Here is a 21,484-nt window from a genome sequence, read left to right as displayed (position 1 = left end):
AGCGCGCGGCGATGTCGGGGGGACGGCGCCTTGCTCTGTTGCTTCGTTTCCGCGCGCTTACATCATGGTTGCGCGCAGCCATTCGACGATGTGGCGGCCGGCGATGCGCTGGCCGGGCTCTTCGTCCCGGCTCAGGGCCATGCCGTGATGATTGCCGCGCACGCGGATATGCTGTTTGCGCTCGCTGGGGATCTGGCGGTAGATCGCCTCGATATCGGCCGGGAACGTGCATTGGTCGCCGGTGTATTCCAGCAGCAGGGTCGGCTGGTGCAGCGCGCCGAGGGTCTTGTCCAGCGCCGCGTTGGACGACAGGCCGGACCAGGTCGACAGCCACGATTCCGGCGTCACCACGCGCCCGAAGCCCACGCTGCCCCAGTTCGACACGAACGGGTCCTTGCCCCACAACGAGCCGGTCTTGCGGTCGGACGGGTCGAGCGAGATATCCCATGAGCGCAGGTCGGCGTCGGTGCGCCAGACCTGGAAGATCGGCGCATGGGCGGCAACACGGCGATCCGCGTCGGAGCCGGTACCGGCCTTGATACGTTGCCGCGCCTCATGCTTTGCGTTGAGCATCTGCTTCGCCCGCGCATCGATGCGGGCCACGCGTTCGACCTGCGCCGCGCGGTAGCGCTCGACAAACGCCGGCGCATACTGGCCGCGTCCGCTCGCGGCATCAAAGCCATTGGCCGCGGAGAACGGGTCCAGCGACGCGTCGGTCTGCATGGGGTCGTCCTCGTCGGTCACGGAAGGATCGACGCCGCTCATCAGCAGCTTGCCCTGGCCGGGATGCGGCGATACCAGGATCATGCCGTCCACCTCCGGCATTTGCGCTTCGGCAAGGTTGGTCGGGCGGCCGCCCGGAGTCCGCGCGATCCGCTGTGCGGGCGGCGTCGGTGCCTGCTGGTTGTAGAAGGTATAGAGCCCCGCGCCGCCGGAGTTGCCCAGCAACACGATACGCTCGTAGCCCAGCTCGCGCAGGTGGGTCATGCCGGCGGCGACGTCGAGCAGCGCCAGCTCATGCTCGAGGCGCAGGTCATTGCCGATCGAGCGCGGGCCCTGCACCCAGCAGGCGCAGCCGGCGTCCAGCACGAACGGCACCAGGTAATGCGTGATCGCCATCTCGCGCGGATGCATCAGCGAGACCACGGTCGTTTCCTTGCCGGTCACCGTGAACAGGAAGCCTAGCGTGCGCTGGCCGTCTGCCGTGTCGAGTGCGTAAGGCACCATCTGGTAAGGGCGGGACATCAGGCGTGCGTCCCATGATGCGCCTCGCATTCCGGCGGTTACCTGTCCTTTGTCTTGATCTGTCACGATGTCTCCTGTGGTAAATGCCACTGTCTCAATAATGTAGGTTTTATTTGATATGGTGTCAAATAATGGTAAACCTTAGAGGGGTGCGGAGTTGTGTGACTGATCGCTGTGCGGGCGGTTGTCGTGCTTGGCGGGCGTGGGCTGGTTCGCCGGTGGCCGGCGGGGTCCCTGCTCGTTGGCTTGCTTGGGTGTGTCGGTCGGGTTCGATGTTGTCGTAGGTTTAACCGCCTGGTTCCGCCCTGCTGGGCGGGTCACTTTTTGTCCAAGCGACAAAAAGTAACCAAAAAACGCGTCGCCTCTGGCGGCTGGCCACCAATTTGGCGGTGTTGGTAGGTCGGGCGGTGGTGATTTCCGTTCGACGGGGTTGGTGGTTCAACCCTGCTACGCTCCCGGGATGTGCCTTCGTCGACGGACTATTGGACGAACCCGACTTTAGGCCGTTGGCAGCCTGCTAACCAAGTCGTCGGTAGGACGCCTACGGCTGCGCTGCGCGCACTCAGTATCGTAGGTCAGTTGCTCGGGCACGGAGTGCGTCGCTGCGCTCGCACGGCGTTGTCGCGGATGATGCCGGGCCAAAGGAAAAAATCAGGACGTGGCCACTGGTTCTGCCACGTTAGGACGTGCGCGCAGCGCAGCCGAAGGCGTCCGACCGACGCGGTGCTTAGCAGGCTGCCAATAGCCTAAAGTCGGGTTCGTCCAATAGTCCGTTGATGTGGGCACAGACAGGGTGCGTAGCAGGGTCGAACCACCAACCCCATCGACCGGAAATCACCGCCGCCAGAACCACCAACACCGTGGAATTGGTGGCCAGCCCCCTGAGGCGACGCGTTTTTTGGTTACTTTTTGGCGCTCGGCCAAAAAGTGACCCGCCCAGCAGGGCGGAACCAGGCGGTCCAACCTACGACAACATCGAACCCGACCTACAAAACCAAGCCAACAAGCAGAAAGCCCCCCAGCCATTTCCTATCCAATGCTCACCAGCCGCGCCCCTGCCGCCAGGAATACACCCGCATCCGTCTGCCACATAACGCGTCCGCCGCGATGCGCGTGCACCTGCATCTCCATCTTCATCGCCTCCATCACCGCGATCAGGTCCCCTTCGTTGACCTCGTCACCCACCGCAACCTTCCAGGCCTGCACCGTGCCGGCGATCGGCGACGGCAGGTCGGCCGGGTCGGCAGCGGCCGACTGCGCCGGTGCTGCGGTGCCGCCCTGCCCCGGTGCTTCGGCGAGGCCGCGCAGCAGTTGCGCCGGCAGGCCGAGCACCATGCGGCGCCCGTCGATCTCGATGGCGGTGCGCAGCAGGCTGGCGTCGTGCTGCGGCTCGGCGCGGGTGGCTGCCGCCAGCGGCTCGGTGAAGTCGGACTCGATCCAGCGTGTGTGGACCTTGAAGCCATCCGCGCCCAGGAAATCCGCGTGGTCGATCACGGCTCGGTGGAACGGCAATACGGACGCGACTCCCTCGATATGGAACTCGCGCAGCGCGCGGCGTGCGCGTGCCAGCGCCTGCTCGCGCGTGGCACCGGTGACGATGAGCTTGGCCATCAGCGAATCGAACGTGCCGGGCACGACCGAGCCTGATTGCACGCCGGCGTCCACGCGTACGCCGGGGCCCGATGGCGCTTCGAAGCGCTGCACCGGCCCGGGCGTGGGCAGGAAGCCGCGGCCCACGTCTTCGGCGTTGATGCGGAACTCGATCGAATGGCCGCGCGGAGCCGGCGTTTCGGTGATGGAGAGCGGCAGGCCGTCAGCGACGCGCAGTTGCTCGACCACCAGATCCACGCCCGTGGTCTGCTCGGTCACGGGGTGTTCGACCTGCAGGCGGGTATTGACCTCAAGGAAAGAGATCGCCCCGCTGGTGCTGAGAAGGAACTCAACAGTGCCGGCACTGGTGTAGTTGGCGGCGGCGCAGATATCGCGGGCGGCGGCGTGGATGCGCGCGCGCTGCGCATCGGTCAGGAACGGCGCGGGAGCTTCTTCGACCAGCTTCTGGTTGCGCCGCTGCAGCGAGCAGTCGCGCGTGCCCAGCACCACGACGTTGCCATGCTGGTCGGCCAGCACCTGGGCTTCGATATGGCGCGGCTTGTCCAGGAACTGCTCGACAAAACATTCGCCGCGGCCGAACGCGGTCACCGCCTCGCGCACCGCCGAGGCGAACAGCTCTTCGACCTCATCCATGCGCCAGGCGATCTTCATGCCGCGGCCGCCGCCGCCGAAGGCGGCCTTGATGATGATCGGCAGGCCGTGCTGCTCGGCAAAGGCCAGTACCTCGCTGGCGTCCGCGACCGGGTCGGAAGTGCCGGCCACCAGCGGGGCGCCGACCTGCAGCGCAATCTTGCGCGCCTCGACCTTGTCGCCCAGCCGGGCAATGGTGGCGGGAGACGGGCCGATCCAGGCCAGGCCGGCATCGATTACTGCCTGCGCAAAGGCTTCGCTTTCCGACAGGAAGCCGTAGCCGGGATGCACGGCATCGGCGCCGCTGCGGCGGGCGATATCGAGCAGCTTGGGGATATTCAGGTAGGTGTCCGCCGGACGGTCGCCGTCCAGGCCGTAGGCCTCGTCGGCCAGGCGCGCGTGCATGGCGTCGATATCGGCGTTGGCATACACGGCGACGGACCCTACCCCATAGTCGGCGCAGGCGCGGATGATGCGGACGGCGATCTCGCCACGGTTGGCAATCAGGACTTTCTTCATGGCAAATCTCGGTTGGGGCGTGTGCGCGCTCACGCGGCAGACGGCTGCGGTGCAGCCGGTTTCAGTTCTTCAAAGGGGCCGATCGGATTGAAGCGCAACCAGGCGCCGACCGGAACCTGGCCGGCGCGATCCAGATGGTGAGGTGCCACCGCGCCGATCACGGGATAGCCGCCGGTCAGCGGGTGGTCGGCCAGGAACAGCACGGGCTGGCCGCTGGGCGGCACCTGCAGCGCGCCGAGGGCGGTGCCCTCGCTGGCGAGCTCGCCGGTAATGGCGCGCTCCAGCGGCGTCTCGCCGGCAAGGCGCAAGCCCACGCGGTTGGACTGTGGCGTCACCTGCCAGCGCTGCGCGGCCAGCCGCGCAACGGACTCGGGGGTGAACCAGTCGGTGCGGGGACCGAGCACCACGTCCAGCACGACGTCCTGCCCGACCGTGGGCAGCTCGGCGGCAGGCTGCTCGGGCATGCCCACCACAGCGCACGCCGGCGCGGGCAACAGGCCCAGCACATCGCCCACGGCCAGCGGCGCGGGGCCGACGCCGGCCAGGGTGTCGGTGGCACAACTGCCCAGCACCGGCGCGACCGCAAAGCCGCCGCGCGCCGCCACATAGCAGCGGGCACCGGCAACGGGCTGGCCGATGCTCAGCGTGTCGCCATCGGCGAGCGCCACCGCCTGGTGCCCCGGCACGCTCCACTGCCGGCCATCTGCGGTGCGCACCGTCAGCGGCGCCTCGGCGCCGGTGACAGCCAGCACGGTTTCGCCCTGGCTCTGCAGTTGCAGGCCGCCGCCCACGGTTTCGAGCGCTGCGTGGTCGCTGCGGTTGCCCACCAGGCGGTTGGCCGTCTTGAGGGCGGCCTGGTCCATCGCGCCAGAGGCCGACACCCCCTGCCCTGCCTGGCCGTGGCGGCCGAGATCCTGGAACACGGTCAGCAAGCCCGTGCCCTTCACCTTCAGTGCCGCGGCGCCGGGCGCACCGCGTTCCTGGCAGGGCGTATCAGCCCCAGGGGAAACTTTGGGCACCGTCACTTCAGCGTCGATGCCGCCCGCTGCGTCCAACGCGCCATTGAGCATGGCGATATCGACAAAACGCACGCGATACCCGGGCTGCAGCAACGCAGGCTGTTCGCGGCCCAGGTCCCACATGGCCGCCGGCGTCACGCCGATGATCTGCCAGCCGCCGGGGCTGGCCTGCGGATACACGCCGCTGAAGGTGCCGGCCAGGCCCACGGCGCCGGCAGGGATCCGCGTGCGCGGCGTGCTGCGGCGCGGCACGTCGAAACTGGGGTGGCCACCGCTCAGGTAGGCAAACCCGGGAGCGAAACCGGTAAAGGCGACGGTGTACTCGCTGCCGGTATGGCGGCGCACCACTTCCTCGGGCGTGATGCCCAGCAGGTGCGCGACTTCGGCCAGGTCCTCGCCGTCATAGCGGACCGGAATCTCGACCAGGACACTGCTGCGCTCGACGCGCTGCGACAGGTCGCGCCCGGCGATGGCCTGCACCAGCGCCGCGGCGCTGGTGGTCGACGGGCGGAAGTGCACGAGAATGGTACGCGCGGCAGGCACCAGCTCGGCCACGCCGTGAAGCGGGTCGCGCTGCAGCGAGGCCAGCAAGGCCAGGGTCTGGTCCAGGTCGGCCAGTTCCACCAGCAGGGCATTCGAGGTAACGGGCAGAAAACGCAAAACAAGCTCCGCAATGACCCGGCGGTCTTAAACGTGATACGTGCTGTCCGGCACGTCGGTAATGAACATGTGGCCCGGTGCGTGGGTCACGGCAAACGGCACGCCGGACGCCATCACCGCCGCCTGGGGCGTGACGCCGCAGGCCCAGAACACCGGGATCTCGCCCGGCTCGATGCGCACGGCGTCGCCGAAGTCGGGCCTGCCGAGATCGGTAATACCCAGCGCGGCCGGGTCACCCACATGGACAGGCGAGCCGTGCACCGACGGGAAGCGCCCGCTGATAGATACCGCGTCGGCCACCCGATGCGCGGGGATGGGCCGCATGGACACGACCATCTCGCCATGCAGGCGGCCCGCGGGCCGGCACTGGCGGTTGGTGCGGTACATCGGCACATTGGAGCCGTCGGCGATATGCCGCACTTCGATGCCAGCCTCTTGCAGCGGCGTTTCGAAGGTGAAGCTGCAGCCGATCAGGAAGGTGACCAGGTCGGGCTGCCCGGCCCAAAGGGACGTCGCATCGGCGACTTCCTCCACCAGCTTGCCGTCGCGCCAAACCCGATACAGCGGAATGTCAGTGCGGATGTCCGCCCCTTCCGCCAGCACGGTTCGGTGCGCGCCCGCCTCGATCACGTCGAGCACGGGACACGCCTTGGGGTTGCGCTGCGCATACAGCAGGAAGTCCCAGGCCCAGTCGCGCGGCAACGCGATCATATTGGCTTGCGTCATCCCCGGAGCAATGCCGGCGGTAGGCTGCACGGTGCCGGCCCGATAGCTTGCGCGTGCTTCGCGCGCGGCATTGACGGCTGCGCTGCGGGCACGTTCCAGTGCGGAATCTTGCATGCGTGTTTCTCCAGTGTCAGGCCGCGGTGTGCGAAGGTGCGGCATGTGCCGGTGCATCCGTGCCAGCCTCGGCCTCGCCGAGCAATTCGCGCCCCTGCGTTTCGGGCAACAGCAGGCAGGCGATCACCACCAGCCCGTAAGCGCCCGCGGCGAGATAGCCGATGGCGACACCCAGCGACATCGATGCGCTCATATGCCCGATCATGGCCGGGAATACCGAGCCCACCGCACGACCGAAGTTGTAGGTAAAGCCCTGGCCGGAACCACGGATATGGCTCGGATACAGTTCAGTCAGGTAAGCCCCCATGCCGGAGAAGATGCCCGACAGGAAGAAGCCCAGGGGGAAGCCCAGCACCAGCATCGCCGCGTCGGTGATCGGCAGTTGCGTATAGCAGATCACAAGGACGGCCGCGCTCACCGCGAACAGCATGAAGCAACGCCGGCGCCCCAGGCGGTCGGACAGCCAGGCGCTGGTCAGGTAGCCGGCGAAGGAGCCTGCGATCAGCACCATCAGGTAGCCGCTGGTGTTGAGCACGGACAGATTGCGCTCCATCTTGAGATAGGTGGGCAGCCAGGTTGTCACCGAGTAGTAGGCGCCTTGCATGCCGGTCGCCAGCAGGCTCGCCAGCACCGTGACGCGCAGCACGCCGGGCTTGAAGATCAGCATGAAATTATTGCTTTGCCCGGTGCGCGCAAGCTTGGCCCTGGTTTCCTGATACACCTCGGGCTCGCTGATATTGCGGCGGATATAAAGGATAAAGACCGCCGGCAGCACGCCCAGCCAGAACAGCACGCGCCATGCGTATTGCTGCTCGAACACGGCATAGACCGCCCAGAATGCTATCGCCGACAGGCCCCAGCCGACTGCCCAGCTGCTTTGCACCAGTCCGACGGCCTTGCCGCGGTGGCGGGCACGGATCATTTCGGCGATCAGCACCGAACCGACCGACCATTCACCGCCGAACCCCAGGCCTTGCAGCATGCGGGTCACGAACAGTTGCTCGGGAGACTGTGTGAATCCGCTCAGGAACGTAAAGAGGCTGAACCAGAGCACGGTGAGCTGCAGGACCCGCACGCGCCCGTATTTGTCGGCCAGGATCCCGGCCAGCCAGCCACCGACGGCCGAGCTGATGAGCGCGCCCGTCGCGATATAGCCCGCCTCGGCCTTGGTCATGCCCCACACCAGGATAAAGGTGGGAATCATGAAGGTGTAGATCATGTAGTCGAATGCATCGACCCCGTAGCCGACAAAGGCGGCAAAGAGCGTCTTGCGCTCTTCTCGGTTGGTTTCTTTAAGCCACATGGTTGCGCTCACTATGGATAAGCATGCTGGTTGCCAAGCCTCGAATGACCGGTGGGGACCGATTACCTTCGAGCCAGGGGCCCTCGCGGTGGAAAACAGCAGCCGGTAGCGAGTGACAACGCCATGCATCGGCTCCGCAGCCCCGACGTTGTTTAGCAAAACGCATACCATGTTGATCTACTTACACAGATAGCTCAACCACCGCACTGATATTGTTGAACAATCCATGATGATGATCGATCATGGTATACACCTAACTTAGGTTGCAGTGCATCATCCGCACCAATGTCGTGCATATTGTTCAACAATGTGCGCTAACATCCAGGCAGGCGTGCCGGGACGAGCCGGCCGAGATCCAACTCAACATGACATCCAGTTCTGACGTAAGAAATTTGGCCGAGCGGGTCACTGAGCAGATTCGCCAACGCATCGTGCATGGCGAGTTTGCGCCCGGACAGCGCTTGTCGGAAGCTTCGCTAAGCGAAAGCCTGCAGATCTCGCGCAATACCCTGCGCGAGACCTTTCGCGTGCTGACCAAGGAAGGCCTGCTCAAGCACGAACCCAACCGCGGCGTGTCCGTGGCGATTCCCAGCATCGCCGCCATCATCGACATCTACCGGGTGCGCCGCCTGATCGAGTGCCAGGCCATTGCCCAGGCCTACCCGAACCATCCGGCCAGGAAGCATCTGCGCGCAGCCGTGGAAATGGGACTGCGCTGCCGCGACAACGGAGACTGGCAAGGTGCCGGGACGGCCAACATGGAATTCCATATGGCCATCGTCGAACTGGCCGACAGCGAGCGGCTGAACGTGATGTTCTCGCACCTGCTTGCCGAGTTGCGCCTGGCCTTCGGCATGCTGCAGGACCCGGAATTCCTGCATGGCCCTTATGTCGAGATGAACCAGCAGATCCTGCAGCTGTTCGAGTCGGGCAAGCTGGCAGAGTGCGCCACGGCGCTCAACGACTACCTGGTGCAGTCGGAGCGCATCGTGCTGTCGGTTTGCGCGCGCCACCCGATTTTCAAGGGGCGTTGAGCGGCTGACGCTGACCCCATGGCAGCCTCCCGGTCAGGAACCGCCGACTTCCCCACGATCCTGTTTGGGGCTTTCGATCGCCACAACTTCGGCGACCTGCTGCTGCCGCATGTCATGCATCGCCTGATCGGGCAGGCCAACCCATTCTACGGGGGCCTGGCCGAGCGCAACCTGAGCGTCCATGGCGGCCATCGGGTCCACAGCCTGGCGCGGCTGGCGGCCACCGTGGGCGACAGCGCCGTCGATATCATCCATGTCGGTGGCGAAACCCTGACCTGCTCGCTCTGGCAGGCAGCCGTGATGCTGCAGCCTCCCGAGCAGGCCCGGGCGGTGGTGGCGCGGCTCGATGCCAGGCCGCACGAGCGCACGGCCTGGGCCCAGGCGCAGCTGGGGCTGCGGGACCTTGTCCCCTACCTGCTGCCTGCCGGCCTGTTTGCCAACGTCAGGCGTGTCATTGTCCACGCCGTCGGCGGCATTGAACTTGGATCGGTCGAGCCTGCCATGCGGGCCGAGGTGGTGGCCAAGCTCGGGTCCGCCACCAGCGTCGGGGTACGCGACCAGCAGACCCTGACCCTGCTCGCGGAGAACGGCATCGCCTGCCGCCTGGAGCCGGATCCGGCCGTGCTGGTGGCCGAGCTGTTCGGCGAGCGCATCCGCCGGCGCGCCCGCCAGGGCGAGTGCGCCCGCATCGTGTCGGGGTTCCCTGGCGGATACCTCGCCGTGCAGTTCAGCGCGGATTTTGGTGACGACGAAACCCTTTCACAGCTGGCGGCCCAACTCGAGCGTATCGCCCGGGCCAGGAAGCTGGGCGTGGTGTTGTTTCGCGCCGGCGCCGCGCCCTGGCACGACGACCTGGCTTGCTACCAGCGCCTGGCGGCAAGGCTGCGCGGCACACCTGTTGTCTTGTTTGACTCGCTCAACCTGTGGGATATCTGTGCGCTGATTGCGCACAGCCAGGGCTTTGTCGGCAGCAGCCTGCATGGCAGCATTGTCGCCGGCGCCTTTTTCTTGCCATGGCTTGGCCTGCTCCGGGCCGCACAGGAACCTGAGGCCAGCAAGCAAGTCGCCTTTGCTGCGACCTGGGGCGCGGCCGGGGCGCCGTCTGCGGTCACTGTGCAGGATCTTTCGACTGGCCTCGACGAAGCAATGGCGACCCAGGCGGCCCGGCGTAGGGAATTGGCCTGGGAATGGGCCAGGGCCTGCAGGTCCGCATTCCGGCAGGTTCAGGAGAACTAGCGCGATCGAGCCCCTCCCGCGAGGCATGCCTACTGCTACCGGCACATCGCCATCGGCTGTACCCCCCACGGCAGCGCAATAAGCGGGCTTCCTGGGAAGCCCGCCCGGGTTGCTACTGAACGCCAGCCTGTCTGCCGGTCAGGCTGGCACCTGGGTGCCCGCGGCCGCGGCCTCCTTTGAATACAGGCTCCTTGACGTCGCCACATGGTTCTTCAGCACCGGCCGCAGCACCATGATCGCCAGGAAGGCCGCGGTCAGGTCCATGGCCGCAACGGTGTAGAGGACGGTGGACCACGTGCCGGTCGCCTCCATCATCAGGTTGCCGATCGGCACGAACAGTGCGCCGATGCCCTTGGCCGTGTACAGCACGCCGTAGATCTTGCCAATGTGTTTGGTGCCGAAGGCATCGCCGGCCAGGGCAGAGAACAGCGAGTAGACCTCGCCCCAGGCCAGGAACACCACCCCCGACAGGATCAGGAAGGCGTACGGATTACTGCCGAAGTAGCCGAGCGCGATGATGCCCAGGCCTTCCAGCGTGAAGGCGATGACCATGGTCTTTTCACGGCCGATGTTGTCCGAGATCCAGCCGAACAACGGACGCGAGATGCCGTTCATGATCCGGTCCAGCATCAGCGCCAGCGGCAGCGCGGCCATCACGAAGAAGTGCAGGTCGACCTTGAACTCCTTCACGCCCAGGTCCTTGGCGATCACGCCGAGCTGGGCCACGGCCATCATGCCACCCGTGACGACTAGGACGAACATGACCAGCATCAGCCAGAACAGCCTGGTGCACAGCGCTTCCTTGAGCGTGTAGTCGCGCGTGGCCTGGACCAGCTTCTGCGACGCCTTCACTTCATGCGCCTTGGGCGAGCGCAGGAACCAGGCCGCGACGAAGGCGAGCGAGCCTTGCAGCAGGCCAAAGAACAGGAAGGTGTGCTGGAAGCCCTGCGACTCGATCATGGCCGCGATGGGCAGGATGGTCGCGGCCGAACCCGCGCCGTAGCCACCGGCGGTGAGGCCGACGGCAAGCCCGCGGCGGTCCGGGAACCACTTGAGCGCGTTGTTGATACAGGTGGCGTAGATCGAACCAACACCCAGGCCGCCAACGGCCGCGCCGACGTAGAAGCCCGTCAGGGTGGTGGCCTGGGAGTTGATGCACCACGCCGCCCCGATACACACCGCGCCGAAGGCAACCATCATGCGCGGGCCGAACTTGTCGATGAAGTAGCCCTCGATCGGCGCCAGCCAGGTCTGGACCAGCACGAAGACCGTAAACGCGATCTGGATGCTGGCGCGCGACCAGCCGTAGGTGTCCTGGATCTCCGGGACGAACAGGGTCCAGGCGTACTGGATGTTCGCGGTGGCGATCATGCAGACCACCCCGACGATCAGCTGCATCCAGCGCTTGCCTTCCGGGACCTGGTGGTTCGTGCCCAGGCCCGCCGCCGTTGGATTATTCATTGCACGCTCCTTGAATGGTTCGGCCATTTATCCGCGACCAGGCGGAGGAATATATCGACGGATATGCGGACGCGCTGCGCCTCAGCTTGGTGGTGGCTGCTGGCATTTCATGTCTCCTGTGTCATTGGCATTTATTTTTCTCTTTTAACGACGCCGACCTGAGGTCTCCGCCCTCACCTCTCTCAACGTTGGAGTGGCGATGGGATACACAGTATGTGATATATCAAGTTAGTCAAGAGAAAGACATGACAGGGTTTTCACTGACCTTGTGACAGAACAGGATTGGCATCGGATATTCACAGTGAATTCACATCCGGGATCCAGGGAAAATGTTGCATCCGCTATCGGCGAATTCCTTGCAAGCCTTTACCAGCAAGGCATATGGCCAGCGCGCAGCTATAAATGAGTGTTTCCGCTGAATGAATGACCAGGATGACTGGACCATTATCATTACAGAGTTGTCATGATTACAAAATCGTCATCATTACAGAAATGTCATGATTATATTCGACAGCAATGGCAAACCGGAATATATAAAGCCGATTCATTCATAGTTGACACCCACCAGGCCAAAAAAAATGCCCGCAGGCAAGCCTGTCGGGCTGAGGCATGATGCGTGACATCGGCCGCAACATGTAGCTGCAGTTATAGTCGATAAACCGGGGCGGGCAAATGGAAAAAGATCATCCGGCGAGGATTATCTTAAGGAATACCAGGAAACCCTGACCGGATTTTTGGAATGGCGACCAGATACCTTCGAGCCGAATCAGGAAAATGACAATAATGTCATGCGCTGTATCGGATCACGGTACCAGGAGGCATGCGTCCGGGACTCGACACACCTGTAGACAAGATCGTCATGGATCCCCTCACGAGTAGATAAAAAGGTAAGTGCTGTAGAGCGACTGGGAAGCCAGCCGGGCCGGGCAATGCCATTCGCCTCCAGGCTATAGATGAAATGGAAAAAAATACCCAAGGAGTAGATGTTTTGGTAAGCCACTTAGAAGCTATGGTAAGCTCCGAGTGAATTGGCACACACACCCTGCAACGCCGTATGCCTCATGCACCACTAGGCTATGACGCACTGATCCGGAAGTTCGGGTTGCGCGTCCCGCCCCTGCGCTCCACGTCCGCTCTCGCCGACAAGACCGGCGTCCTCAGCACGCACACCGGGCCGGACGGCACCACGCGCACCGTGTACCCAAAAAACCGCTACCGCGGCGGCGACACGACGGTGGACCACCTCACCTTCGCGCTGAAGAAAGAGCAACTGGACCTGACCGTGCTCGCGGCCCTGTTCGAGCACGCGCAGGCGGTGCAGGCGGTACGGGACTGGCTGGCGGCCACCCCGACCTCGCGCTATGCAAGGCTCAGCGCGTTCTATGCCAAATGGCTTGCCGGGGTGCGGTTCGACTACAGGCTGCCGGCCGGCGCGCCCAGGGTACTGGCGCTTGACGAGGCCGCGTACCTGACCGGCCCGGCAACGCCAGACCTGCAGTTCGGTATCCAGAACAACCATCTTGGGCCGGCGGCGTTTTGCCCGGTGGTGCGCAGGACCGAAAGGCTGGCGCGCTTCATTGCCGCCGACCTTCCGGGCCGCGTGTCCACCGCCATCAGGCGGCTCGAGCCGGAATTGCTCGCGCGGGCAGTGGACTACCTTTACCTCGCGGAAACACGATCGACCTATTCGATCGAGCATGAGATCCCTGATAACCAGCGCGTCGCCAAGTTCAGGCGGCTGCTGGAATACGCCGGCAATCCTGCACCGCTGACCGAAGAGCAGCTATGCGAGTGGCAGAACGAGATCATCTCCGGGCTGCGCGCCGAGTTCGCCTACCGCGACAAGCAGAACTGGCTGTCGCGCGGCGGGCGCCTGCGCAATATCGCGGACTTTATTCCCCCGCCGCCCGGGCAACTCGGCGCAATGATGGACGGGATCGCCGCGGTGGCCGGCCTGGTCGAGGCACAGGCCGCAAACCCGATCGTAGTGGCCGCCTGCGTGTCGTTTGGCTTTGTCTTTGCCCACCCGTTCTACGACGGCAACGGCCGCCTCCACCGCTTCCTCATCCACCATTTGCTGCGCCAGGCCGGGGTCACGCCCGAAGGCGTGGTGCTGCCGGTATCCGCACGGATGCTCAAGCAGATCGATATCTATGCGGCCCTGCTGAAGTCCTATTCCGCCCCGCGCACGGCCCTGCTCAATTACGCGCTGGATGCGGACAGCGACACCATCCTGATCAAATCGCCGCAGCCCTGGTGGCTCTACGCATCCTTTGATGCCACCGCGCTGTGCGAATTCGTGTTCGAGTGCATCGAGCAGTGCGTCGAGCAAGATCTTGCGCAGGAGATCCAGTACCTGCGCGCGTACGATGCCAGCGTCACACGCCTGGAAAGCTGGCTCGACCTGCGCCAGTCACGCCTGTCTAACCTGATCGACCTCATCGTCCAGAACCACGGCGAGCTGTCGAAGCGCAAGCGCAAGCTGTTCGAAGACATCACGGACGATGAACTCGCCCGCATCGAGGCCGTCGTGCACGACGAATTCGCGGATTATCTCGAACACGACGGCAACCGCGGTCAAGCGCTTTGATATCCGCTACCCGGCGGCCCAGGAAAACGCCTACGACACCTGGAGCGCCTGGCGCAACCAGTACTGGCCGGCGCTTTACCTGATCGATGCCAACGGCACAGTGATCTACAAGCGCTTTGGCGAAGCCCAGTACGCGCAGACCGAGGCCGAGATCCAGAAGGCCCTGGCAGAGCGCCACTGACCTCCGGGCGCCGCGCTGGCTCTTGTCCTTCCGCGCACGGGAGCCGATACAAATTGTATGCAATTTTTGTATCACGGAGCGCTTATCCCTGTTATTCTTGCACGCCTGTTGAGGCGGGAGATATCCTCCCCCGCCTCGCTCGCGGGGCAGTCGCCTCTGGCCCGCAGCGCGCAACCAGCGTGCCGGGGCTCCCCCGCCCGGCACCAGAAAACAAGACAGGCCGGAACCATATCCGGCCAGACGACAGGAGACATGAATGGCGCCCTTGCTATTCAAGGTGGAAGACCGCCCCCCACGGTTGACGACGTTCTTGCTTGCGCTCCAGCATCTGCTGGCAGCCCTTGGCGGCATCATCGCGGTGCCGCTGGTCATCGGCGGTGCCCTGAAGCTGCCGCCGGACCAGGTTGTGGCACTGGTGAATGCCGCCCTGCTCGGCTCGGGCATCGTCACCATCATCCAGTGCAAGGGCGTCGGCCCGGTCGGCATCCGCATGCCGTGCGTCATGGGGACCAGCTTCGCCTTTGTCGGCGCGGCCATCAGCGTGGGCGTCGAGCACGGCGTGGCCGGCATCCTGGGCTCCGCGCTGGCGGGCTCGCTGGTGATGATCCTGGGCAGCTTCTTCATGCCGGCGATCCGCAAGCTGTTTCCGCATACCGTCACCAGCGTGGTCGTCACCATGATCGGCCTGTCGCTGATCCCGGTGGCCATCGACTGGGCCGCGGGCGGCCAGGGCAGCAGCCGCTACGGCTCGCCCGGCAACCTCGCGATTGCCGTCGCGGTGCTGGCGCTGGTGGTTGCCGTGGTGCAGTGGGGCAAGGGCATGCTGTCGGCCTCTGCCATTGTCGTCGGCATTGCCGGCGGCTACCTGCTGTGCCTGGCACTGGGTCTGATCGACTTCACGCAGTTTCACCGGGCCCCGGTGTTCGCGGTGCCGCAGCCCCTGCACTTCGGCATGTCGTTCCCGATCTCGGGCGTCGTTGCCATGTCGATTGCCTTCCTGGTGACCATCGTCGAGTCGACCGGCACATTCATGGCGCTCGGCGCGGCCACGCAGCGGCCGATCTCCGGCAAGTGCCTGTCGCGCGGCATCCTGTGCGATGGCTTTGGCTCCGCCTTCGCGGCGCTGGTGTGCAGCCCGCCGCTGTCGACCTTTGCGCAGAACGTCGGCGTGGTCTCGCTGACCGGCGTGGCCAGCCGCCATGTGGTGGCGCTGACCGGCGTGATGCTGCTGCTGGCCGGGCTGTTCCCGGTGCTGGGCGCGCTGGTGGTGACGATCCCGCAGCCGGTGCTGGGTGGCGCGGGCCTGATGATGTTCGCCATGATCGTGTCGGGCGGGATCCAGATGCTCAGCACGGTCAGGTTCACGCAGCGCAATACCCTGATCGTCGCGGTATCGATCGGCTGCGGCCTGGCGGTGACCTTCCGCCCGGAACTGCTGTCGAAGCTGCCGGCCTTTGTCCACGAAGTGTTTGGCTCCGGCATCACGGTGGGCTCGCTGTCGGCGGTGATCCTCAACCTGCTGCTGCCCGGCGGCAAGGATGAGGCGCAAACGGCTGACGATGCGCAGCATGGCAACATGGGCACCGCTGCCGGCGAAGCGGCCTGAACTGCCAGACATTGAAAAAGGCGCGCCGGCCCACTTGCCCGCGCGCCTTTTTTGCCGTGACTGACCCGTCCTGAAGTCGGACGCGGTACGTCCCGCCCTCACGCCACCTCACCCCACCTCACGCCACCTTGCGCCTTTGCCACGCAGCTTCCGCGGCGGCATCACGCAACGCCGTCGGCAGCGCGCGCAGCTCCGCAGCAAGAAAACACCCGCTGCGCCGGCCGTCGCGCGGGGCCTGATGCCGGCCGACGGAGGCATCATCGTGACCGCAGCACGCGCCTAGCACGCACGCTGGTGATGGCCGGCAGCACCGGGACCGGCGGGTATTACACCGTGCAGATGCCGAAGCAATAAGCCCGCACGCGGGCAGCCTCCCCTGGCGCCCCCTGCGGCCGGGCCGCCGCTATCCCTCCCTTCCCTTCCGCGTTAGTGGCGCCAACTTCACCCGGCATCCATGCGACGCCCCCGCTCTCCGGGTTTCCCCGCGGTTGAGTTCTGCGCTCTCATATCATTTAATTCAATGTGAATTAATTAATAGCGCTCGCCCCCCGGGCCGGGCCATCAGGGACGGAGACAAGATGACCGCATCCAAAGCGGGCCGTGGCGTGAATTCCGCCAGCCTGCGCCTGTACAACGAACGCGCGCTGCTGCTGGCGCTGCGCCGTGCCGGCGAGGCCTCCAAGGCTGACCTGGCGCGCATGGCGCAGCTGACCAATACGGCGGTCGGCAGCATCGTGCAGACCCTGTCCGAAGAGGGCCTGGTCGAGCAGTCCGGGCGCCGCACGGAAGGCCAGCGCGGCCAGCCCGCCAGCCTGATCCGGCTGCAGCCCAAGGGTGCCTTCGGCATCGGCGTGCGGCTGGACCGGGGCAGCATCGAAGTGGTGATGGTGGACTTTGCCGGCCATATCCTGGCCAGCCGTGCCCACCAGCTGGTCCTGCCCCACCCCGACCAGGCGCTGGAGATGGTGCGGCATGACATCGCCGACCTGCGCGCCCTGCTCACCCCCGCCGAACAGAAGCGGCTGCTGGGCATCGGCGTGGCGCAGCCCTACAACCTGGGCGCCTGGCTGCGCGAGCTCGACGTACAGGGCGAAGCCTTCCAGGCAAGCTTCCGCGCCTGGGACCAGGCCGACTTCCCGGCGATGCTGAATGCCGCCACCGGCCTGCCGGTGTTCGGTGAGAACGACGGCACCGCCGCGGCGGTGGCCGAGCTGTTCTACGGCCGCCACCATGCCCAGCATTTCCTCTATGTGTTCCTTGGTCCCGCCATCGGCGGTGGCGTGGTGCTGAATGGCGATTGCGTACGCGGTGTCTCCGGCAATGCCGGCGATATCGCGATGATGCCGGTGCCGCCCAGCACCCTGCCCTCGGCGCCGTCGGCAAATGGAAATGGCAAGCGCCGCGACATCCTGATCTCGCGCGCGTCGCTCAACGCCCTGACCCGCCACCTGCGCCACCATGGCGTGGTGGTCAACGGCCATGCCGACCTGCAGCGCCAGGCCGAGCTGGGCCACCCGGCGGTCGAGGAATGGATTACGGACTGCGTCGATGCGCTGGCGCCTGCGCTGCAGTCGGCCCTGGCCGTGCTCGACGTGCCGCTGGTGATCTTCGATGCCGATATCGACGGCGGCCTGGTCGCCACGATGATCGCGCGCCTGCAGCAGGCGCTGGATGAAAGCGCCCCCGAAGCCAGCGCGCCCGCCACCGTGGTGCGCGGCTGCTTTGGCGCCAACGCCGGCGCGGTAGGTGCCGCGTCGCTCCCGATGTTCATGAACTTCTCGCCGCGCGCCGAACTGCTACGGGGTGCGTCGGCCATCGTTCCGGAGGCCAGCCATGCCATTGTCTGAAGCACCGCGTACTTCGGCCGTCCCAGCGCACCTGCATGGCAGCCATGCGCCGCTGCTCGAACTGCGCAACATCTCCAAGACCTTCCCCGGCGTGAAGGCGCTCACCAACATGGAGCTGACCGTCTACCCCGGGGAGGTCCATGCCCTGATGGGCGAGAACGGCGCCGGCAAATCCACGCTGATGAAAATCCTGTCGGGCGCCTACATTGCCGACCCGGGGGGCGAGTGCCGCATAGCGGGCGCGCCGGTGGCCATCGACGGCCCGGCCACGGCGCGCGCCCACGGCGTGGCCGTGATCTACCAGGAGCTGAGCCTGGCGCCCAACCTGAGCGTGGCCGAGAACATCTACCTGGGCCGCCACCTGCACCACCGCGGCATGGTCGACCGCACTGCCATGGCGCGCGCGTGCGAGGCAACGCTGGCCCGGCTGGGCGCGGACTTCACGCCGCGGACGCCGGTGCATACGCTGTCGATCGCGCAGCGCCAGCTGGTGGAAATTGCCCGCGCGGTGCATTTCGAGACCCGCATCCTGGTGATGGACGAGCCCACCACGCCCCTGTCCACCCGCGAGACCGACCGCCTGTTCGCGCTGATCCGCCAGTTGCGCGCCGAAGGCATGGCCATCATCTACATCAGCCACCGCATGGCGGAAATCGATGAACTGGCCGACCGCGTCACCGTGCTGCGCGACGGCTGCTTTGTCGGCACGCTCACGCGTGAGGCGTTGACGCAGGCGGCGCTGGTCAAGATGATGGTCGGCCGCGACCTGTCCGGCTTCTACACCAAGACCCACGGCGAGACCGCGCCGGGCGAGATCATGCTGTCAGTGCGCAATATGTCCGACGGGCGCCGCGTGCGCGGCTGCAGCTTCGACCTGCGCGCCGGCGAGGTGCTGGGCCTGGCGGGGCTGGTCGGCGCCGGGCGCACCGAGCTGGCGCGGCTGGTCTTCGGCGCCGATGCCCGCACCGATGGCGCCGTGTTCGTGGCCGGCACGCCGCTGGCCGTCACCGGCCCGCGCCAGGCGATCGATGCCGGCATTGCCTACCTGACCGAAGACCGCAAGCTGCAGGGCCTGTTCCTGGACCAGAGCGTGCACGAGAACATCAACCTGATCGTGGCCGCGCGCGATGCATTGCGCGGCGGGCGCCTGAACCGCGCCAGCGCGCGCCAGCGCACCGCCGCCGCGATCCGCTCGCTCGGCATCCGCGTGGCGCACCCGCAGGTCAACGTGGGCTCGCTGTCGGGCGGCAACCAGCAGAAGGTGATGCTGTCGCGCCTGCTGGAAACCCGGCCGCGCGTGCTGATCCTGGACGAGCCCACGCGCGGCGTGGATATCGGCGCCAAGGCCGAGATCTACCGGCTGATCAACGAGCTGGCGCGCTCCGGCGTGGCGGTGCTGATGATTTCCAGCGAGCTGCCCGAGGTGGTCGGCCTGTGCGACCGCGTGCTGGTGATGCGCGAAGGCGAGCTGGTCGGCGAAGTGCCGGGCTGCGCCCATGCCGCCGCCATGCAGGAACAGATCATCGCGCTGGCAACTGGTGCCGGCGAGCAAAAGCCCACCGTCCTGCATTGAACCGTTGAATTCCCGTACAGGCCGGCAAAGAACGGCCGCGCCGGGGCGGCAAGCCGCCTCGCAGCATCAGGAGACACTTATGCGCAATCCCCTTTCGTCCACGGCCCACGGCGCCACCGCCCAGGCCTGCGCGCCGCTCGCACGCGCCACCGGTCGCGCCACCACGCAGGAACGCCTGCGCGCACTCGGCATGCTGCCGGTGCTGGTGCTGCTCTGCTTCGGTTTCACGCTGCTGACCGAGAACTTCGCCAGCCTGCAGAACCTGTCGATCATCGCCCAGCAGGCGTCGATCAACCTGGTACTGGCCGCGGGCATGACCTTCGTGATCCTGACCGGCGGCATCGACCTGTCGGTGGGATCGATCCTGTCGATCTCGGCAGTGGTAGCAATGCTGGTTTCGCTGATGCCGCAGCTGGCCGCGCTGAGCGTGCCGGCGGCATTGCTGTGCGGGCTGCTGTTCGGCCTGCTCAACGGCGCACTGATCGCCTTCATGAAGCTGCCGCCGTTCATCGTCACGCTGGGCAGCCTGACCGCGGTGCGCGGACTGGCGCGGCTGGTCGGCAACGACAGCACGGTCTACAACCCGGATATCTCGTTCGCCTTCATCGGCAACGGCGACCTGCTGGGCGTGCCCTGGCTGGTGGTGATCGCCGTTGCGGTGATCGCGGTGTCGTGGCTGGTGCTGCGCCGCACGGTGCTGGGATTGCAGATCTACGCGGTGGGCGGCAATGCCGAGGCCGCACGCCTGTCGGGCATCAAGGTCTGGGTGGTACTGCTGTTCGTCTATGCGGTATCTGGTCTGCTGTCGGGGCTGGGCGGCGTGATGTCGGCCTCGCGGCTGTATGCGGCCAACGGGCTGCAGCTGGGCCAGTCCTATGAGCTGGATGCGATCGCCGCGGTGATCCTGGGCGGCACCAGCTTTGTCGGCGGGGTCGGGTCGATCGCAGGGACACTGGTGGGCGCACTGATCATCGCGGTGCTGTCCAACGGGCTGATCCTGCTGGGCGTGTCGGATATCTGGCAATACATCATCAAGGGCCTGGTGATCATCGGCGCGGTCGCGCTCGACCGCTATCGCCAGAAGGGCTCGGCCCGTACCTGAGATGCGCCCGCACCGGAGACAAAGCGTGATCAAACCCATCCTCAAGGCCCTGGCGGCGGGCTCGCTGGCAGGGCTGTGCGCGGTGCCAGCCATGGCACAGGCCCCCGCGCAGACGGCGCCGGCTTCCGAGGCGCAGGCCGCGCCGCGCCCGCTCAGGAAGGTCGGCGTAACACTGGGCTCGCTGGGCAACCCGTACTTCGTTGCACTGGCCCGCGGCGCCGAGGCCGCGGCCCGGCAGGTCAACCCGAACGTGAAGGTCACCGTGCTGTCGGCCGACTACGACCTGAACAAGCAGTTCACCCATATCGACAGCTTTATCGTCGCCGGCGTCGACCTGATCCTGATCAACGCCGCCGATGCCCGCGCCATCGAGCCGGCGGTACGCAAGGCGCGCAAGGCGGGCATCGTGGTGGTGGCGGTCGACGTGGCAGCGGCCGGCGCTGACGCCACCGTGCAGACCGACAACACCCAGGCCGGCGAACTGGCCTGCGGCTTTATCGCCGATCGGCTCAAGGGCCGCGGCAACGTGATCATCCAGAACGGCCCGCCGGTGTCGGCGGTGCTGGACCGGGTCAAGGGCTGCAAGAGCGTGCTGGCGCGCCACCCCGATATCCGCATCCTGTCCGACGACCAGGATGCCAAGGGCTCGCGCGAAGGCGGCCTGAACGTGATGCAGCTGTACCTGACGCGCTTTCCCAAGGTGGATGCGGTCTTCACCATCAACGACCCGCAGGCCGTGGGCGCGGACCTGGCCGCGCGCCAGCTCAACCGCCGCGGCATCCTGATCGCCTCGGTCGACGGCGCGCCCGACATCGAGGCAGCGCTCAAGGCCGATACGCTGGTGCAGGCCTCCGCCAGCCAGGACCCGTGGGCCATTGCCCGCACCGCGGTGCAGCTGGGCGTGGGCATGATGCATGGCCAGCGCCCGCCCAACCCGACCGTGCTGCTGCCGTCCACGCTGGTGACGCGCGCCAATGTCGGCCAGTACAAAGGCTGGGCCGCGCCGCGCTGAGCGGCAGGGCCGGTC

General features: G+C 66.0%; 14 protein-coding genes and 1 pseudogene. 9 read left to right on the top strand and 6 right to left on the bottom strand.

Annotated elements, in window-relative coordinates; genetic code table 11:
• Positions 1 to 57: 57 nt before the first annotated feature.
• The 5 genes from ACZ5MJ_RS31395 to ACZ5MJ_RS31375 form a co-directional block, all read right to left on the bottom strand.
• Positions 58 to 1,311, bottom strand: coding sequence for an alpha/beta fold hydrolase (locus ACZ5MJ_RS31395; protein ID WP_464224976.1), 1,254 nt, complete (start codon positions 1,309 to 1,311; stop codon positions 58 to 60).
• Positions 1,312 to 2,274: 963 nt separating this feature from the next.
• Positions 2,275 to 4,005 carry an acetyl/propionyl/methylcrotonyl-CoA carboxylase subunit alpha gene (locus ACZ5MJ_RS31390; protein ID WP_464224974.1) on the bottom strand — a complete coding sequence of 577 codons (1,731 nt, stop codon included), beginning with the start codon at positions 4,003 to 4,005 and terminating at the stop codon, positions 2,275 to 2,277.
• A gap of 29 nt (positions 4,006 to 4,034) precedes the next feature.
• On the bottom strand, positions 4,035 to 5,684 hold the full coding sequence (gene pxpB, locus ACZ5MJ_RS31385; protein ID WP_464224973.1) for a 5-oxoprolinase subunit PxpB: 1,650 nt from the start codon (positions 5,682 to 5,684) through the stop codon (positions 4,035 to 4,037).
• A 27-nt stretch (positions 5,685 to 5,711) separates the two neighbouring features.
• On the bottom strand, positions 5,712 to 6,524 hold the full coding sequence (locus ACZ5MJ_RS31380) for a putative hydro-lyase (protein ID WP_464224972.1): 813 nt from the start codon (positions 6,522 to 6,524) through the stop codon (positions 5,712 to 5,714).
• 16 nt (positions 6,525 to 6,540) lie between these two features.
• Complete coding sequence (locus ACZ5MJ_RS31375; protein ID WP_464224971.1) at positions 6,541 to 7,827, bottom strand: MFS transporter; 1,287 nt, start codon at positions 7,825 to 7,827, stop codon at positions 6,541 to 6,543.
• Between the two features lie 365 nt (positions 7,828 to 8,192).
• On the opposite strand from ACZ5MJ_RS31375, the gene ACZ5MJ_RS31370 reads away from it, so the two are divergent.
• Both ACZ5MJ_RS31370 and ACZ5MJ_RS31365 read left to right on the top strand, forming a co-directional pair.
• Entirely contained in the window at positions 8,193 to 8,861 is a 669-nt protein-coding gene (locus ACZ5MJ_RS31370) for a GntR family transcriptional regulator (protein WP_464224970.1), read from the top strand.
• A gap of 18 nt (positions 8,862 to 8,879) precedes the next feature.
• The gene (locus ACZ5MJ_RS31365; RefSeq protein ID WP_464224969.1) at positions 8,880 to 10,097 is read left to right on the top strand and encodes a polysaccharide pyruvyl transferase family protein; all 1,218 of its coding nucleotides are present in this window, start codon (positions 8,880 to 8,882) and stop codon (positions 10,095 to 10,097) included.
• Positions 10,098 to 10,235: 138 nt separating this feature from the next.
• Here ACZ5MJ_RS31365 and oxlT read toward each other — a convergent pair whose 3' ends face one another.
• A complete protein-coding gene (gene oxlT / locus ACZ5MJ_RS31360; protein ID WP_464224966.1) occupies positions 10,236 to 11,558 on the bottom strand; it encodes an oxalate/formate MFS antiporter in 1,323 nt (440 codons plus the stop codon).
• A gap of 1,054 nt (positions 11,559 to 12,612) precedes the next feature.
• Here oxlT and ACZ5MJ_RS31355 point away from each other — a divergent pair.
• The 7 genes and pseudogenes from ACZ5MJ_RS31355 (at position 12,613) to ACZ5MJ_RS31325 (ending at position 21,469) form a co-directional block, all read left to right on the top strand.
• Positions 12,613 to 14,148: a Fic family protein gene (locus ACZ5MJ_RS31355; RefSeq protein ID WP_464224965.1), complete on the top strand. Its 1,536-nt coding sequence runs from the start codon at positions 12,613 to 12,615 to the stop codon at positions 14,146 to 14,148.
• A pseudogene (locus ACZ5MJ_RS31350) lies at positions 14,132 to 14,329 on the top strand (thioredoxin domain-containing protein); the annotation flags it as partial. The gene ACZ5MJ_RS31355 and the pseudogene ACZ5MJ_RS31350, both read left to right, overlap by 17 nt.
• Before the next feature lie 256 nt (positions 14,330 to 14,585).
• Positions 14,586 to 15,935 carry a nucleobase:cation symporter-2 family protein gene (locus ACZ5MJ_RS31345; protein ID WP_464224963.1) on the top strand — a complete coding sequence of 450 codons (1,350 nt, stop codon included), beginning with the start codon at positions 14,586 to 14,588 and terminating at the stop codon, positions 15,933 to 15,935.
• Positions 15,936 to 16,513: 578 nt separating this feature from the next.
• Positions 16,514 to 17,782, top strand: coding sequence for an ROK family protein (locus tag ACZ5MJ_RS31340; RefSeq protein ID WP_464224961.1), 1,269 nt, complete (start codon positions 16,514 to 16,516; stop codon positions 17,780 to 17,782).
• The gene (locus ACZ5MJ_RS31335; protein ID WP_464224959.1) at positions 17,769 to 19,355 is read left to right on the top strand and encodes a sugar ABC transporter ATP-binding protein; all 1,587 of its coding nucleotides are present in this window, start codon (positions 17,769 to 17,771) and stop codon (positions 19,353 to 19,355) included. Before ACZ5MJ_RS31340 ends, ACZ5MJ_RS31335 begins: the two co-directional genes overlap by 14 nt.
• A 79-nt stretch (positions 19,356 to 19,434) precedes the next feature.
• Positions 19,435 to 20,457, top strand: coding sequence for an ABC transporter permease subunit (locus ACZ5MJ_RS31330; RefSeq protein WP_464224958.1), 1,023 nt, complete (start codon positions 19,435 to 19,437; stop codon positions 20,455 to 20,457).
• A gap of 91 nt (positions 20,458 to 20,548) precedes the next feature.
• Complete coding sequence (locus ACZ5MJ_RS31325) at positions 20,549 to 21,469, top strand: ABC transporter substrate-binding protein (protein ID WP_432262651.1); 921 nt, start codon at positions 20,549 to 20,551, stop codon at positions 21,467 to 21,469.
• Positions 21,470 to 21,484 lie beyond the last annotated feature (15 nt).

It is taken from the genome of Cupriavidus sp. LA-1, from assembly GCF_055385985.1.
The sequence above is the reverse complement of the archived record's forward strand: the minus strand, read 5'-3'. Positions and strand labels throughout refer to the sequence as shown.